Raw genomic sequence first — 16,050 nt, 5'->3', positions numbered from 1 at the left:
TTGCTCCCTAAATAAATCAGTTGACAAGAAACGCTTTCGGGAATAGTTTAATATCAAATGATTTAATGTTACACGGAGACGCCATGAAGAAATCACCAGAGATCTATACGGACACCGAAAAAAGGGCGTTGAACGCCTATACCAAGCTGATGCGGGCTGCAGAGTCGGTGACGGCTCGCACCGGCCGCATCATGGCAGCCACCGATCTGACCGTAAGCCAGTTCGGCATTCTTGAGGCACTGTTTCACAAGGGCCCTCTCTGCCAGCGCGATATTGCAACGAAGATACTCAAGAGCACCGGCAACATTACCATGGTCATCGACAACCTGGAGCGGCGGGGACTGGCACGACGGGAGCGGGCCACCGAGGACCGGCGCTTTATCACCATTCATCTGACCAACGAAGGACAGCAGGTGATTGCGGAGGTTTTCCCGCGCGTTCTGGCTGCCATCGTGGAGGAGATGGGCATTCTTGAGGAAACCGAGCAGGACGAACTTGGACGCCTTTGCCGTATGCTTGGGCTAAGAGAAAGGAGGGAATAAAAGGAACTAAATTTTTTAATGCTAAATCACTATACCTCTAATAACAAACCACTTTAAGGAGCATTCAAACCATGAAACGTTTTATCAAGTTACTAGCCGTAGTTACCACCCTGGCCCTTCCGGCCTTCGCCTCGGCCTCGACCTGGAATATCGATACCGACCACTCCAACGTGGGGTTCAAGGTGCGTCACCTGATGGTATCCAATGTCAAGGGAAGTTTCGACAAGTACACGGGCACTGTCGAACTCAACGACAAGGACATCACCAAGTCAAAGGTGAACGTCACTATCGACACCACTTCCGTCAATACCAACGTGCAGAAGCGGGATGAACACCTCCGGAGCAGCGATTTCTTCGATGTGGCCAAATACCCTACCATGACCTTCGTATCGCAAAAGATAGCAACGGTCGGCAAGGACAAGCTGAAAGTCACGGGCGACCTGACGCTGCACGGCGTGACCCGCCAGGTAGTGCTTAATGTGGACGGTTTGTCTAAAGAGAGTAAGGACCCGTGGGGCAACATCCGGCGCGGTGCAACGGCCAGCACCACAATCAATCGCAAGGATTTCGGCCTGGTCTGGAACGCAGCCCTGGAAACCGGCGGTGTTGCCGTGGGTGAAGAAGTGACCATCACCCTGGAAATCGAAATGATCAAGAAATAGGATTTTAACTAACTCACTGGACTTTGGGTATCAGCACTGACAACTCGCCCGGTTCGAATCATTGAACCGGGCGAGCGAGCGTCTGCTTTCCACAGTTGCCACCGTATTGAGGGAGACGCCATGCGGGCTACAGGTCCTTTTCATAGAACGTTTAACTCTGGCCTGTTAAAGCTTCTTGACCACCTCACGCGCAGCGGTCACGACCGGGTCCCAGACCGGTGAAAAGGGGGGCGCGTAGCCGAGGTCGAGATTGATCATCTCTTCCACCGTCAAGCCGGCATGAAGGCAGGTCGCCAGGGTGTCTATCCGCTTGGCCGAACCTTCCATCCCCACAATCTGGCCTCCAAGCAGGCGGCCACTGCCTCTTTCAGCCAGCACCTTCACCGTTATCTCACCTGCGCCGGGGAAGTATCCCGCCTTGGTCCGGCTCTTGATTACGGCGCTCTCCCACTCGATGCCCAACACCCCGAGCTCCTTTTCCTGAAGCCCGGTACGGGCCACTTCCACCTGACAGATTTTTGTGACCGCTGTCCCCACTACCCCGGGAAACGTGGCATACCCCCCTCCCAGATTGATGCCCGCTACCCGCCCCTGGCGGTTGGCGACGGTGCCGAGGGCTATGTAGAAGGGTCTGCGACTGACCAGATGGAACGACTCAGCGCAATCCCCTGCCGCCCAGATGCCGGCCATGCCGGTTTCCATCCGTCCATTCACCCGGATCGAGCCTTTTCCCCCGAGGGGAACGCCCGCCGCCGCGGCAAGCGCGGTATTGGGCCGCACGCCGAGGCCGAGGACCACGATGTCGACCGGAAGGCTCCGCTTGTCGGTCACGACTCCCGTAACTTTCCCCCCTTTTGTCTCGAATCCCGTGAGAGCTTCCTCCAGATAGAGGGTCACCCCAAAATCCCGCAGTGCCTGGGAAACCAGCTGCCCCATGTCGTCATCGAGGGTTCCCATCACCTCGGGAGACCTGTCTATCAGCGATACCTCCAGGCCGCGCCTGACCAGGGCTTCCGCCATCTCCAGGCCTATGTAGCCCCCGCCCACGACAACTCCCCTTTTTGCGCCTCCGTCATCCAGGATTCGGCGCAGCTCGATACCGCTCTGCAGGGTATTCACTCCGCAGACGGCGACGGCGTCAGCGCCGGGAAGGTCCGGGCAGATCGGCACCGCGCCGGTGGCTATCACGAGTTGATCATAGGCTTCCCACGCCACGCGGCCACGTTGCAGGTCACGTACCCGCACCTTTCCCGCCGCCGCATCGATCTCTTCAACTTCGTGGAGGATTCTGACATCAATTCCATCCCGGGCCCGGAACTTTTCCGGAGTGCGGATAACGAGTGCCTCTTCCCTGTCGACAACCCGGCCGACATAGTAGGGAATCCCTCAGGCAGAAAATGAGGTGTGCGGACTCCTCTCAAAAACGACGATCTCCAGATCGGTGTTCCGGCGTTTAGCCTGGGATGCGGCGCTCATTCCCGCCGCATCACCGCCTATAATCACCAAACGCTCTTTTGCCATGGTCACCTCCTAATCGCTTACTACTACAGCTATGGATACAGGTAAGCTTACAATTCTTCCCGGGAAATACAAATCGGCCGAATTGTGCCCATCGGGAGGCACCTACGGACATTTTTCCCCGGCACGAAAAAAGGGCATCCAACGGATGCCCTTATCATTCTCGCGACAACGGAGAACGATCTTGTGATTGCCCATGACGGTGAGCGCATACAAGATTCGCCTATGATTTATTTTTTGACTTTGAACACCGAGTGGAAAGTTGCCACCTTCGTCCCGTCCCCATCGAAGACCTCCGCCTCCCCCCGAATAGTCCGGTCGTCCCGCTCCGCTACGCGCGCCACCGCCTTCACCGTCCCTCCCCGCACCGGTGCATGGAACTTCAGCCCCAGCTCGATGGTTGCAAAGTGGGTATCCTCCGGCAGAACGCTCTTGATCGCCATGGCCACCGCCGTGTCGGCCAGGGACGTCACCGCGCCGCCGTGCATGAGCCCTTTCCCCTGGGCCAGCTTCACCTTGAACGGCATGGTGAGCACCGCCATGCCATCCCGCGCCTCCAGGATATCCATCCCCAGGTATTCCTCGAACGGCGCGCAGGCGATCCATTCCGGCAACCGGAACGGCAGCGGCGTTCCTGCGGTCATCGGCTCTTCGTAGACTTTCTTGTACACAAATCCTCCCATGCTACCCCTATGCATCAATCTTTCCGCTTGACGTCAGGCACCGCCATAGCAAGTTTTTTCAACACCTGCACCATGTCATCCCAGACATTCCAGAACTTACTCGTATCCTTTTTGTTGTGCAGTAAAAACGAAGGGTGAAAGGTCGGCATGAGGGGGATGCCGTGGTAATCGTGGAACTTGCCGCGCAGCTTCGAGATGGGGGCCTTCGTCCCCAGGAGGGCCTGGGTGGCAAAGGTGCCGAGCGTTACTATGGCCTCGGGGGCGATCGCCTTCACCTGCCGAAGCATGAACGGCCCGCACTGTTCCATCTCGGCTGGTTCCGGGTTGCGGTTACCCGGCGGGCGACACTTGAGAACGTTGCAGATGTAAACGTCCTCGCGCTTCAGCCCCATCCGGGTAATAATACGGTTCAAAAGTTGCCCCGCTTCCCCCACGAACGGCTCCCCCTGCAAGTCCTCATCCCGGCCGGGCGCCTCCCCGACGAAGACGATCCGAGCCCGGGGATTTCCCACTCCGAACACGAGGTTGGTCCTGGTCGCGCCAAGGGCGCACCGCTGGCACGCCCCCAGGTCTCCCCTGATACGGTCAAGACTTTCCCCGTCGGCCGCCGCTTCGTTGGCTACGGCTGCAGGAACGTCCCCACCCGCACCAGCCTTGGCCGGAACCGCTGCAATCTCCTGCGCTGGAACCCATGGCAGTCCATCCACTCCACTTTCCCGCAGTTCCTCAAGGTACGCCTTCAACGCGGCGACCAGGTCGGCCGCCGCTCCATCAGCCGTCATCCCAAACTCCTTTACATTTGCGTAAATATTCAATATCATTTGCCCCTATGCTATTCATCGGGGCAGCGCTGCTGCTTATCATATGCACCCCCGCCGACGCCCTGGCCTGGGGGGGTGGTATTCATCTGCAGCTGGGAACCGCGGTACTGAACAACCTGACGGCAGTCCGTCCCGCCGTCGCCGCCGTTATCGGTGCCTACCCCTACGACTTCCTCTACGGCTGCATCGCCGCCGACATCACCATCGGCAAGAAATTCACCCACTTCCTCCTCCACTGCCACCGCTGGCGGGTCGGCATGAAGGTCCTGGAGAACGCCGGCCCCGATCCCCAGAAGGCCTGCGCCTATGGCTACCTCTCCCACCTGGCAGCCGATACCATAGCCCACAACTATTTCGTCCCGTACAAGGTGATGCGGAGTTTCGCCACCCTGACCCTGAAGCATGCCTACTGGGAGATGCGCTTCGAGAACTTCGTAGAGCGGGAGATATGGGACACCGCCCGGAAGGTATCCCAGGAGAACTACCGTGCCAACGATGCCCTGCTGCGCAAAGTCCTGTCGGACACCATCTTCTCTTTCGGCACCAACAAGCGGATCTTCAACTCCATCCTCCTGGTGAGCCGGCTGGAAAAGTGGCAGCAGGTGCTGCAGACCTTGAGCGACACCTCTCGCTACAACCTGGAAGAGAGCGACCGGGAGGAGTACATGGGGCTCGCCCAAGAGGCGGTGTTCGACTTCCTCAACGGGATGGAGGAATCACGTTACTTCCACGCCGACCCCACTGGCGAGCGGGCACTGGTGACCGCCGAAGCGGTGCGCAAGAACCTGAGGCTCCTCTACCGAAGCGGCAAGCTCACCAAGGAACAGGCCCTGGAGCAGCTGGATGAGATGAAGGGTAAGCTGCGCGAGGCGATCTGGGAACCAGAGCAGCTCCTGCAGATACTCTCCACCGAATAACCTTTCACTTTTCGCTTTTCACTTTTTTCGCTTCCATCACCCGGTCGAGAATCACGTCCGCCAGCGCGTCCTTTCCCATGAGGGAAAGCTCTTCCACCCGGCCATCCCGGTAGAGGAGCCTGACGATGTTGGTGTCCACGTTGAAGCCAGCCCCGGCCTGCCCCACATCATTGGCCACAACCATATCCAGGTTCTTCTCGTTCAGCTTCTTCCCGGCATTCTCCAGGAGGCTTTCGGTCTCGGCGGCAAAGCCGACCAGGAGCTGTCCCCCCTTGTTCGTCCCCAGCTCTGCCAGGATATCGGGATTGCGCACCAGTTCGATGGTTTCGGGCTGGTCGGTCTTCTTGACCTTGTCCGTTGCCCGGCGGGCGGGGCGGTAGTCCGCCACGGCCGCCGCCTTGATAACGATGGACGAGGACGAGAACCGCGCCAGTACCGCATCCCGCATCTCCCGGGCACTGGTGACCGGAATGGTCTCCATCCCCCAGGGGGCATCGAGGCAGGTCGGGCCGGCCACCAGGGTGACCTTTGCCCCACGGCGACTGGCCGCCCGGGCAATGGCATACCCCATCTTGCCCGAGGAGTAGTTGCTGATGAAGCGGACCGGGTCCAGTTCCTCCCGGGTCGGTCCGGCCGTCACCAGCACGCGCTCTCCCGCCAGGTCCTTGGGAGTCAGGGCTGCCAGGGCCGCCTCGAAAATGATTGACGGTTCCTGGAGCTTCCCCTCCCCCTCCCAACCGCAGGCGAGCATCCCTCGGGCAGGCTCCACGAAGAGGTAGCCGTGGGCCTCGAGACGCACCTCGTTCTCCTGATAGAGAGGGTTCTGGTACATGTTGACGTTCATGGCCGGGGCGATGAGGACCGGCGCTTTCGTAGCCATTACCGTGGTGGTGAGCATGTCGTCGGCAATGCCGTGAGCCAGCTTGCCGATGACGTTGGCAGTGGCCGGGGCGATGATGAGCAGGTCCGCCCGGTCGGCCAGGGAGATATGGCCGATCTCCTGCTCGGAGATGAGGTTGAACAGCTCCGTATGGACCGGATTCATGGAGAGGGTCTGGAACGTGAGCGGGGTCACGAACTCCGTGGCAGACCGGGTCATGATGACATGGACGGTGGCGCCGGCCTTGGTCAGCAGACGGAGAAGCTCCACCGCTTTGTAGGCGGCGATCCCGCCGGTAACGCCGAGAACTACCACTTTATCCTTCAGCATAGTGCCTCCGTCAGAGGGAAATGTACGGATTGTGCCGCCGTTCGTGACCGATGGTGGTGGCCGGGCCATGTCCCGGATAGGCCCGGGTCTCGTCCGGCAGGGTCATGAGCTGGTCGCGGATGCTGTCGATCAGTGCCTGGTGGGAACTTCCGGGGAAATCGGTCCTCCCCACCCCATCGGCAAACAGGGTGTCTCCCGTAATGACAATCCCCGCTTCTGCCAGATAGAGACAGCATCCCCCCGGCGTATGCCCCGGCGTATGGAGCACCCGGATGGAGTGAGTACCGAACGTGATGGTCATCCCATCTTCCAGCAGCCGGTCGGGACGGGGGGAGTTCTCCGTAACGAGGTTGTACATGGCGGCAACGTCGGCGGCACGAGTAAGAAAGGGTATGTCACTCTCGTGGATAAAGAGCTGGGCACCGGTGGCAGCCAGGACAGACTTGTTCCCCCCCACATGGTCGAAGTGACCGTGGGTATTGATGACGTAGCTGATCTTCAGCCCAAGGCGGCTAACGGTGGCCAGGATCCGCTCACCATCGGCCCCCGGATCGACCACCACCCCCTCGCCGGTCTCCGCGCAGCCGAGGATGAAGCAGTTCACCTCCAGCGGACCGACCACAACGGTTTCAAATATCATCTAATTCCTCGCTTATGTTGATCAAAAAATTGCCCCGTCAGAACAGGTCCAGGTTCTTTTCCTTCAGCTGCTCGAAAGGGTTGTTGTGAAAGCTTTTCCGTTCTTTCTCCTCCCGGACCTGCTCGCGGGGAGGAGGCACCGGTTCATCGGGCACCACCTCCACCGGCAGCGGTTCTTCCCCATCAAGACCGTTCTCCTTGAAGAAATAGCGGTCATAGAGGCGATGGTAGGCGGTCCAGCGGGACGGATTGTCCGGCTCCTTCCGGATATGAGTACGAATGCCGTTGATCTTGGAATCAAGATCGTCCAGATAGTTGAGAATGGTCGCCTCCAGCGTTTTGGGACGCTTGGGGGAACCGAATTCGTACTGGCCATGGTGGGAAAGGAGCATATGCTTGAGGAGCATGGCCAACTCCGGCGGAAACCCGTGAAGAGTAACGAGCTTCTCCTGAATCATCTCCACGCCGATGGTGATGTGACCCAGGAGTTTCCCCTCGTCGGTGTAGTCGAAGGAGCGCTGGTAGGCCATCTCCCGCACCTTCCCCACGTCGTGGAGCAGCGCCCCGGCAATGAGGAGGTCACGGTTGATCCCCGAGTAGAGCGGAACGATACGGTCTACCAGCCGGGCCACCGCAAGAGAGTGCTCCAAAAGCCCCCCCAGGTAGACATGGTGCATCCCCTTGGCCGCCGGAGCCAGCCGGTAGCTGGCCATGAGCAGCGGGTCGTCGAAAAAGGCTGACAGGAGCCGCCGGATGTTGTCGTCCGTAAGGGTCGTGAGAAGTTCCGCCAGTTCGGCCTCCATCTCCTGGATGCTGCGGTCCGTTTCGGGGAGGAAATCCGCCAGTTCCACTTCCTCATCCGGGATCCGCCGCAGTTCGGAAATGATCAGCTGCATCTTCCCCAGGTAGACCGTCGCCTTGCTCCGGATGGAAATGAAGTCGTCCCGCTCGAAGGTGGCCGCGAAGGTATCCACGTTGTCCCACACCTTGGCCTCCACCTCGCCGCTCTTGTCCATGAGGCGAAGCGTCAGGTACGGCTTGCCATTCTTGGCCATGGCCATGATCTTGTCCTTGACGAGGAAGACCGCGTCCACCTGGTCCCGTTCCCTGATATCCGCTACGTATGTCTTGCGCACAGCCGATCCCTTCTTGAAAGCACGGAAGGCTGAAGTACGGAAGCCCGACGGGAACCTGAATGGCTCCCCTGCATGCTTCCGCGCTCCCGCGCTGTTGTTCTCCATCACATCAACTTCGCCGCAATGGCGTCCGCCACCCGGATGCCGTCCAAAGCGGCACTCATGATCCCGCCGGCGTAACCGGCACCCTCGCCGGCAGGATAGAGCCCCTCCAATGACACTGACTGGAAGTCTTCTCCCCGCACGATCCGGAGCGGCGCCGAGGTCCGCGTTTCCACGCCGGTCAGGGTCGCTTCCCCGGTGACAAATCCCCGCATCTTCCGGTCGAAATGGAGCAATCCTTCCCGCAGGGTCGCCACCACATAGTCCGGCAGCACCTGGGCAAGGTCGGTCTCCCGCACCCCCGGCCGGTAAGAGGATGTCAGGGGGTGGGAACCCGGCTGGCCGAGAAACGCCAGCATGTTCTGGGCCGGAGCACGGTAATCTCCCCCCCCCTCACGGAATGCCAGCCGTTCCCAATGACGCTGGAACTCCACCCCCGCCAGAGGACCGCTGCCGGGGAAATCTCCCCGTCCCACCGTCACCACCAGTGCACTGTTGGCAAAGGGGGCATTGCGGAGATGACCGCTCATGCCGTTGGTCACCACCCCCCCCTTCTCCGACGTGCTGGCCACCACCACCCCCCCCGGACACATGCAGAAGGAGTATGCGGAGCGCCCGGTACGGGGATTATTGTAGGTCAGTTGATAATCGGCCGGAGGGAGCCGGGGGTGTGACGCAATACCGTACTGGATCCGATTGATCAGTTCCTGGGGATGCTCCACCCGCACCCCGATGGCGAACGGTTTGGGTTCCAGGAGGACCTGGCACTCCGCCAGCATCCCGTAGGTATCGCGGGCGCTGTGCCCCGGCGCAAGCACCAGTATATCACAAGGATATTCCTCGCGCCCATCAATAATCACGCCGCCCAGCCTGCGGGAACCGGCAACAAGGCCGCTGAGCCGCGACTGAAACCGGACCGTCACCCCCTGGGCCTCCAGGTGCCGGCGCAGGGAGGTCACCACCCCGCGCAGCCGGTCGGTGCCGATATGGGGCTTTGCCAGCCAGAGGATCTCCGGTGGGGCACCGAACTGCACCAGCCGGTCGAGAACATAGCGGGTGTTGGGATCTTTCACCCGGGTCGTCAGCTTGCCGTCGGAAAAGGTCCCCGCTCCCCCCTCGCCGAACTGTACATTGCTTTCCGGATCGAGATTTCCCTCGCTCCAGAAGGTCTGCACGTCCCTGACCCGGTCCGCTACCGGCTTCCCCCGCTCCAGGAGCAGGGGGGAAAGACCGTACTCGGTGAGCCGCAGTGCGGTGAACAGCCCCGCCGGGCCAGCGCCGACGATAACGATCCGCCGGGACGTTGTCAGATGGGGGAGAACCGATTCAGACAGAAGGGAAATCCGCTCCAGGTCAGGATCATCGCCGTAATGGCGCCAGAATCCCTCTTCGTCGTCAAGGGTAAATTCCACGGTGCAGACAAACTTGATACGCGGCTTCTTGCGGGCGTCGATCCCTTTCCGCACAAGGTTGAAAGTTAGGACAGCCGCTGGTTTCAGGCCAAAGCGGCCGCACAGCCTGAACTTGAGCTGTTCTTCAACTTCGTCCAGATTGAGAATGAGATTGCGCAGCAGAAAGGGCATGGGGACCGTCAGCTGGAGGCCGGCCGGCTTAGATGGCGTTCCAGCAGCTGTTCGACAATGATGACAATGTCAAGGGGGTTGGTGGATTTGGGAATATGAACCCTGGCTCCCATCTCCGGCATCTCGTGTTCATGGGGAGCCCCCCTGAACATGGAGGTGAGCAGGATGATGACCGGCTCCCGGTCACCGGCCAGACGCTTGATTTCCATGCAGGTACTGACCCCCCCCATGCGCGGCATGATGAGGTCGGAGATCACCACGTCCGGCGCGTTATCGACGAAGGCCTTGATGCCGGCAATGCCATTATCGGCGGTAACGACCTCGAACCCGTTCTGGGAAAAGACGTCGGACAATACCTTGAGAAAAAAAGGATCGTCGTCGATAAGGAGGACTTTCCTGCAGAGGGGTTCCATCGCAACCTCACGAGGGGCTTCAGATGCCCGCATCATACAAAAAAGAGCATTAAAAGAAAAGGGGAAACAGGTCTAGTGTGAACGAAGGGGGAGCCTGATGCGGAAGGTAGTGCCGGTCTCGTCGGTTTTTTCCACTTCGATTTTCCCCTTGTAGGTCTTGACGATCCGGAGGACCACCGCCAGCCCCATGCCGGTACCGCTGCTCTTGGTGGTGAAAAAGGGATCGAAGATATTGGGAAGGTTTTCCACGGGAATACCCGGGCCGGTGTCGCTTACCCGGATGGTTATTTCCTGGTCATCGTGATCCAGCTCCACACCGAGGATGCCGTTTGTGGGCATCTCGTGCAGTGAATTGAGAAAGAGGTTGGTGAAAATCTGCTCGATTTCGGCAGCATCTGCCGGGATTGCCGGCGGGATGCGGTGATAAAGACGCTCTACTCTGACCTTCTTTACCTCGATCTGGGGCCTGAATGTGTCGAGGATGCCATCGATTACCTGGTCGATTCGTACCTCGCGGATTTCGTACATAGGGCGTTTGGATGCATCCAGGAGCTTGCGGAGGATGTTGTCGATCCGGTCGATCTCCTTGAGGATTTTTTCGATGTATTCCAGTTTTTCCGGTTCGTCCGGACCGCTCTTGATAAGCTGCACGAACAGGGTGATGGAGTTGAGCGGATTCCTGATCTCGTGGGCCATCCCCGCCGACAAATAGCCCAGAGTAGCTAGTTTTTCCGCCTGGACGATCTCAGCTTGAGCCCGTTGCAGTGCCTCGGTCTTTTCCTGGACACGGGCCTCCAGTTCCTGGTTCCATGCCTCGATCTCCGCCAGGAGGTGCTCCCGTTCCCGGAGCAGTTCCCGGTTGTTGATCTCGATCTCCCGAATGTGCAGGACGTTCTCGATCCGTTCGGCCAGGTCTTGGTTGTTGAACGGTTTGAGCAGATAATCGGAGGCACCCGCCTTCATCAGTTCGACCGCAATCTCTTCGTTCCCCTTGCCGGTGAACATGATCACGTAGGTATCGGGAAAACGCCTCCTGATTTCCCTGAGAGCGGTAAGGCCGTCCATGCCGGGCATCATGAAATCGAGAAGGACAAGCTCCGGCTGCTCTGCCTCGACAAGCTCCAGGCCGGCCATGGCGTCCTGGGAGGTAAACACCTGGTAGCCACGGTTTTTCAGGATGATTGAAGTAAGGTCGAGAATGACCTTCTCGTCATCGATGATCAGAATCTTTCTGGGTTTCTGTGTAACCTCTGTCATAGGGGTGCCAGAACGTTCCATCGTACGGTTGTTTTTCAGTCTGGTTGAGTCGACGACAGGGAAAAAGAAAGGGCAGCGGTTGCTGCCCTGGTCGTGTGCCCCGGCAAGGCCGAGCCTTGCATCAGGGGAGACGGACGGTCATGACGGGGCACTTGGCACTTCTGACCACCCGCTCTGCGGTGCTGCCGAAAAGGAAATGGTCAAGCCCTTTGCGCCCCTGGGTCCCCAGAACGATGAGCGAGATGTTCTCCGCCTCGGCCTTTTTCAGAATTTCCTCGTAGGGGATACCGGCAATGATCAACGATTCATAGTTGGAGAAATCTCTCATCTTGGCCTGGCAGAACTTCTGCATCATCTTTTCTGCACCTTCCTCGATCTCTTTTTCCAGCTTTTCAAAAGAGATGTGCGGGACATAGAAGCCCCGCAAGTCGACCGGCTCGTTGATGACATGGACCAGGTAAAGCCTGGCATTGAACTGCCGTGCCAGAGAGAGGGCGTACTCAAAGGCGTGCTCTGAATTTTCGGAAAAATCGGTAGCGAACAGTATCTTTTCCAGTTGCATGGTGACACCCTCCGTGACGGGAATTAGCAGATTCAGTGGTTGGTTTCCTTGAATATCTTCTTGAGAATCGATTTCAGCTCGTCCATCTTTACCGGCTTGTTGATGTATTCGAATGCGCCGAGATTCATCGCCTCGATGTATGATTCGACCCCCCCGTAGGCGGTGACCATGATCACGTTGCTCTTGGGAAAACTCTTGTTCAGCTCCTTGAGGAAGTTGATGCCGTTCATTTCAGGCATATTGATATCCGTCACGATGAGGTTGACGTCCTGCTGCCTCAGGTAATTAAGCGCCTCGTAACCGTTGGATACACTGTCGACAAGAAACCCTTCTTTGGCAAGGAGGCGGGACAAACCGATGCGGGCATTTTCTTCATCGTCTACGACGAGGATTCTCTTCTGGTCTCGCGGCAAAAGCAATCTCCATGCTGATGAAATCATAGTCCTGATTCAGTCTAGCATGGAGTTATACCCTGTCAAGGCAGGTCGCGACCCGTTTTTCCGAGTGCCACCCTCTTCCGCAGCTTGACTGCCGTGAGGATGAGGTTGGCTATGATGGAGACAAAGTATATCTCATCATCGGAAAAGGTCTTCAAGGCCGTCGAGTTGAGGTTGATGACGCCATATACCTCGTTTTTGTCCGCAACGGGAAACGAAAGCATGGCGTTGTATTTCTCCTCCTGCAATTCGGGGAAGAGTTTGTAACGTGGGTCCTGGGAGGCGCTGCTGAGGGCTATGTACTGCTTGTCGCGGGCAACAGTACCCGTGATCCCTTCCCCGACCTTTATGCGGATTTTGCCGACAAACTCCGCATCGAAACCGTGAGTAGCGGCTAGGACCAGTTCATCTCCCTCGGCCAGATAGATATTGCAGACACTCACCCTGAGCTGGCCGGCCATTTTCTGGGCGACCTTCTGAAGCACCTGCGGGAGATCGAAGTCGGACGAGACAAGCATGCTGATCTCTTCCAGAGAGATGATCTCCAGGTGCTCCCGGTTGGCCTTCTGCATGGTCAATACCATCTTCCCCTTTTCGCTTTCGATGAAGGGAGTGAATATTGCCTTCTGGTAAAAGGGATTGACGGTCTTGACCTTCTCCGTCATCGTTCGGAAGTCGGAAAACCCGCAGCTGCAGGTCATTTTGATCCGGTAGCTGTCCACCCGCTCACTCTTCATCACCCTGCCGCATTTTCGGCAACGCGCCGCCAGTTGCATACGCAGCAATCTCCTTGTCGTTGAGTCGTCCTGCCTTACGTACGTTCTTGTCTGTTACATCCGCGTCGGCATAACGGATCTGTCATGCGCCGTCTGCCTTCAGTTCGACATGGGCCGTCTTCCCCTGTTCGCCGAAGGGCTTGAGGGGCTTACCGTTGAACTCGCCTTCGATGCCACCTGCATTCCCCAGGTCAAGGGCGAAAGACCGCTCTCCCTTCCACTCGATCAGATCTCCCGCCTTCAGATCGTACTGCTGGGAAATGGCACCATCAATAGTAATATTCAACCAACTGTCCTGATTTATCTTGAGCCGCAAAACAATCCCTTTTCCCGGCGGTTCGGAAGGGGTGGTAGCAACCTCGGCAGGAGGGAGCTCGGGTAAAGATGCCGGAGGAGTCGCAACGACCGTTACGGAAGTTCGGGCCGGTTGCACCGGAACCTGCACGTTTGCCGCGGGAGATGGAACTGGGATCGGCGGGGCGGGGCGGGGTTTCGGCTCTCTATCGTCGAAGAAATACGCCACCATGAGAACCAGAACGAGAAGCATGGATGGTATGAGCCAGCGACCCTTGCCGCGCGTCGGGGGGATGTCCTGCCGGGCAGACTTCCTCTCGGTCACCGTGCGGATCGGTTGTGGAGAGGTTTCACGCTCGAACATCCCCACGACGTCATCGCCAGAGAGTCCCAGGTAACCGGCATAAATACGCAGAAACCCCTTGACATAGGCGGGATTGGGGAGTTTGTCGAACATCCCTTCTTCGAGGGCGACGAGATAATTTTTCCCGATACGGGTTACCCGGGCTGCATCGTCCAGGTGCAACCCACGCGCCTCGCGAGTTTCCCGCAGGTAAGCACCAATCGGCTTTTCGCCGTTATGGCCGGGACCCGATTCAGGCAAGCAGCCCCTCACTTGAGCACATCAAGATACTCCCTGGCAAGTTGGCCGAGTTCGGAATCGGGTGCAATGCGCAGAACTTCCCGAAAGGCGGTCGCGGCTGCCTTGTTTTCCTTCTGTTTCAGGTTGGCAAGTCCGAGGTTATAGTACGCATTGACGTAATTGCTGTTAAGCTCGATCGCCCGGTTGTACTCTCCAATCGCCAAGTCGATCTTGTCCATGGCGAAATAGACCTTACCCAGGTTGAGTCGGGCCCGGGGTTCCCGGGGATTGTTGCCGACGACCGACCGGAGGACAGACAGCGCGCGGGGATAATCCCCCTTGTTGAAATAGGCTATGCCCAGATTGATACTGGCCGCCTCTTGGTTTTGAAAAAAGATGTCCTCTGACACTATCTTGAACTGGATAATCGCGTCGTCCCAGCGTTTCATCTCCAGATAGTCGACCCCCAGATCGTTACGGACACTGGAATTGTTCGGTTTCAAGGCAAGCGACTTCAGATAGCGCTGTTCCGCCAGGTCGTACTTCTTTTTTTCGAAATAGGTCCTGCCCAGGTAGTAGAGGAGTTCCGGGTCGTCCGGCGTGAGGCTTTCCGCTTCGGTGAACTCGACCAGTGCACTGGTGTAATTCCCTTCCGCGAAATTGGAGAGACCCATCTGGTAATGGTAGGATGCTTTTTTGGTGGCAGCGGAACCCGCTGCGCAGGAGAGGCAGAAGGAGGAAAGAAATAAGATGCCGATAAGCTTGACGAGCTTCACGTTCACTCCTTGTCCCGACGGGTCGGGGCACCTTGCCGGCAGCCGCAAACGTTTATCCGTAAGGAGATAATAGCTTCAGGATGTGAAAGCTACCAGATTTGAACGGTTCTGTCAATCACGGTGCCGGGCGAACGCAGGCGGAGAAACATGTTTTAGAACTTGTCAACTCGCCTGAATCAGGATTACGAGGCCGCAAAGCCTGGTGGCGGCTAGCTTCAGTCAGCCAGACCCTCGAAATGGGTCATAGACTTGAAGGTGCGGTAGCGCTCCTCGATCTCGGGATAGTCCAGGCTTTTCAGGCGATCGAGGCTGAAATCCTCCACGTTGAAGGATGCCATGACGCTACCGAAGACGATCCCCTGGCGTATCCCCTCTTCGGAGAGGTCCCCCGTATTGGCAAGATACCCCATCATCCCGCCTGCAAAAGTATCACCCGCACCGGTCGGATCGAATACCTCTTCCAGCGGATAGGCGGGTGCGGCAAAAATGGATGACGCAGTGAACATCAGCACACCATATTCGCCTCGCTTGACCACCAGCCGTTTGCAGCCGAGGGCCACAATCTGTCGGGCTGCCTTGACCAGATTCGCCTCACCGGTGAACTGGCGCGCCTCTCCTTCGTTGATAACCACCAGATCCACCCGCTGCAGCACTTTTTTCAGTGCTTCCGGCTTGGAGGCTATCCAGAAATTCATGGTATCGCATGCCACCAACCGGGGACGTCGCACCTGGTCGAGCACCTCAAGCTGGAGGTCGGGATCGATGTTGGCAAGAAAGAGATACTCTGCCTCCCGGTATGCTTCGGGGAGGTCGGGACGAAACTGAGTCAACACATTGAGTTGGGTGTCAAGGGTCTGGGCCTCGTTCAGATCGTAGCCATAGCGTCCCGTCCAGTGAAATGTCTTGCCGGGAATGCGCGCCAACCCGCGGACGTCGATCTCACGGGAACGGAGGAACTGGACATGCTCGTCGGGAAAATCCTCGCCTACCACCGCCACCAGTGAGACATCGGTGAAGAAACTTGCCGAGGTGGAGAAGTACGTTGCCGAACCACCCAGCACATTCTCTCTCCGTCCGAAAGGTGTTTCTACCGTATCGAATGCGACCGTGCCTACTACGACGATGCCCATGAGACTGTC

18 protein-coding genes are annotated in these 16,050 nt (G+C 58.1%); 3 read left to right on the top strand and 15 right to left on the bottom strand.

Annotated features, from left to right (window positions below):
- The first annotated feature begins 83 nt into the window (after positions 1 to 83).
- Both LDN04_RS09385 and LDN04_RS09380 read left to right on the top strand, forming a co-directional pair.
- Positions 84 to 542: a MarR family winged helix-turn-helix transcriptional regulator gene (locus LDN04_RS09385; protein ID WP_223909199.1), complete on the top strand. Its 459-nt coding sequence runs from the start codon at positions 84 to 86 to the stop codon at positions 540 to 542.
- A gap of 71 nt (positions 543 to 613) precedes the next feature.
- Positions 614 to 1,204 carry a YceI family protein gene (locus tag LDN04_RS09380; protein ID WP_223909196.1) on the top strand — a complete coding sequence of 197 codons (591 nt, stop codon included), beginning with the start codon at positions 614 to 616 and terminating at the stop codon, positions 1,202 to 1,204.
- A gap of 165 nt (positions 1,205 to 1,369) precedes the next feature.
- Here the strand turns inward: LDN04_RS09380 and LDN04_RS09375 are convergent, their stop codons facing one another.
- From LDN04_RS09375 to LDN04_RS09360, 3 genes are all read right to left on the bottom strand, one after another.
- Entirely contained in the window at positions 1,370 to 2,725 is a 1,356-nt protein-coding gene (locus LDN04_RS09375; RefSeq protein WP_238482230.1) for an FAD-dependent oxidoreductase, read from the bottom strand.
- 227 nt (positions 2,726 to 2,952) lie between these two features.
- Entirely contained in the window at positions 2,953 to 3,393 is a 441-nt protein-coding gene (locus LDN04_RS09365; RefSeq protein WP_223909190.1) for a PaaI family thioesterase, read from the bottom strand.
- A 26-nt stretch (positions 3,394 to 3,419) separates the two neighbouring features.
- Positions 3,420 to 4,187: a uracil-DNA glycosylase gene (locus LDN04_RS09360; RefSeq protein WP_223909189.1), complete on the bottom strand. Its 768-nt coding sequence runs from the start codon at positions 4,185 to 4,187 to the stop codon at positions 3,420 to 3,422.
- Positions 4,188 to 4,234: 47 nt separating this feature from the next.
- On the opposite strand from LDN04_RS09360, the gene LDN04_RS09355 reads away from it, so the two are divergent.
- The gene (locus LDN04_RS09355; protein WP_223909186.1) at positions 4,235 to 5,143 is read left to right on the top strand and encodes a zinc dependent phospholipase C family protein; all 909 of its coding nucleotides are present in this window, start codon (positions 4,235 to 4,237) and stop codon (positions 5,141 to 5,143) included.
- A gap of 4 nt (positions 5,144 to 5,147) precedes the next feature.
- On the opposite strand, the gene coaBC is transcribed toward LDN04_RS09355, so the two are convergent.
- The 12 genes from coaBC to LDN04_RS09295 form a co-directional block, all read right to left on the bottom strand.
- Positions 5,148 to 6,353 carry a bifunctional phosphopantothenoylcysteine decarboxylase/phosphopantothenate--cysteine ligase CoaBC gene (coaBC, locus tag LDN04_RS09350; protein ID WP_223909184.1) on the bottom strand — a complete coding sequence of 402 codons (1,206 nt, stop codon included), beginning with the start codon at positions 6,351 to 6,353 and terminating at the stop codon, positions 5,148 to 5,150.
- A 10-nt stretch (positions 6,354 to 6,363) separates the two neighbouring features.
- Entirely contained in the window at positions 6,364 to 6,993 is a 630-nt protein-coding gene (locus LDN04_RS09345) for an MBL fold metallo-hydrolase (RefSeq protein WP_223909178.1), read from the bottom strand.
- Between the two features lie 37 nt (positions 6,994 to 7,030).
- Positions 7,031 to 8,128 (bottom strand): 3'-5' exoribonuclease YhaM family protein, encoded by a 1,098-nt coding sequence (locus tag LDN04_RS09340; protein WP_223909175.1) that lies wholly within the window; start codon positions 8,126 to 8,128, stop codon positions 7,031 to 7,033.
- Positions 8,129 to 8,232: 104 nt separating this feature from the next.
- The gene (locus tag LDN04_RS09335) at positions 8,233 to 9,813 is read right to left on the bottom strand and encodes an NAD(P)/FAD-dependent oxidoreductase (protein ID WP_223909154.1); all 1,581 of its coding nucleotides are present in this window, start codon (positions 9,811 to 9,813) and stop codon (positions 8,233 to 8,235) included.
- Between the two features lie 8 nt (positions 9,814 to 9,821).
- Positions 9,822 to 10,226, bottom strand: a complete 405-nt coding sequence (locus LDN04_RS09330) for a response regulator (protein WP_223909153.1) — start codon at positions 10,224 to 10,226, stop codon at positions 9,822 to 9,824.
- 72 nt (positions 10,227 to 10,298) lie between these two features.
- Entirely contained in the window at positions 10,299 to 11,483 is a 1,185-nt protein-coding gene (locus LDN04_RS09325) for a response regulator (protein WP_223909152.1), read from the bottom strand.
- A gap of 121 nt (positions 11,484 to 11,604) precedes the next feature.
- Positions 11,605 to 12,045 (bottom strand): universal stress protein, encoded by a 441-nt coding sequence (locus LDN04_RS09320; RefSeq protein ID WP_223909151.1) that lies wholly within the window; start codon positions 12,043 to 12,045, stop codon positions 11,605 to 11,607.
- A 32-nt stretch (positions 12,046 to 12,077) separates the two neighbouring features.
- A complete protein-coding gene (locus LDN04_RS09315) occupies positions 12,078 to 12,485 on the bottom strand; it encodes a response regulator (protein WP_374045147.1) in 408 nt (135 codons plus the stop codon).
- 35 nt (positions 12,486 to 12,520) lie between these two features.
- Positions 12,521 to 13,258, bottom strand: a complete 738-nt coding sequence (locus LDN04_RS09310; RefSeq protein WP_223909144.1) for a GAF domain-containing protein — start codon at positions 13,256 to 13,258, stop codon at positions 12,521 to 12,523.
- A gap of 82 nt (positions 13,259 to 13,340) precedes the next feature.
- Positions 13,341 to 14,156: a helix-turn-helix domain-containing protein gene (locus tag LDN04_RS09305; RefSeq protein WP_223909142.1), complete on the bottom strand. Its 816-nt coding sequence runs from the start codon at positions 14,154 to 14,156 to the stop codon at positions 13,341 to 13,343.
- Positions 14,157 to 14,164: 8 nt separating this feature from the next.
- Positions 14,165 to 14,911 carry a lipopolysaccharide assembly protein LapB gene (locus tag LDN04_RS09300; protein WP_223909139.1) on the bottom strand — a complete coding sequence of 249 codons (747 nt, stop codon included), beginning with the start codon at positions 14,909 to 14,911 and terminating at the stop codon, positions 14,165 to 14,167.
- 215 nt (positions 14,912 to 15,126) lie between these two features.
- Positions 15,127 to 16,041: a PfkB family carbohydrate kinase gene (locus LDN04_RS09295; RefSeq protein WP_223909138.1), complete on the bottom strand. Its 915-nt coding sequence runs from the start codon at positions 16,039 to 16,041 to the stop codon at positions 15,127 to 15,129.
- Positions 16,042 to 16,050 lie beyond the last annotated feature (9 nt).

Origin of the sequence: Geobacter sp. AOG1 (assembly GCF_019972315.1) — a bacterium.
Classification (GTDB): domain Bacteria; phylum Desulfobacterota; class Desulfuromonadia; order Geobacterales; family Geobacteraceae; genus Geomobilimonas.
The sequence above is the reverse complement of the archived record's forward strand: the minus strand, read 5'-3'. Positions and strand labels throughout refer to the sequence as shown.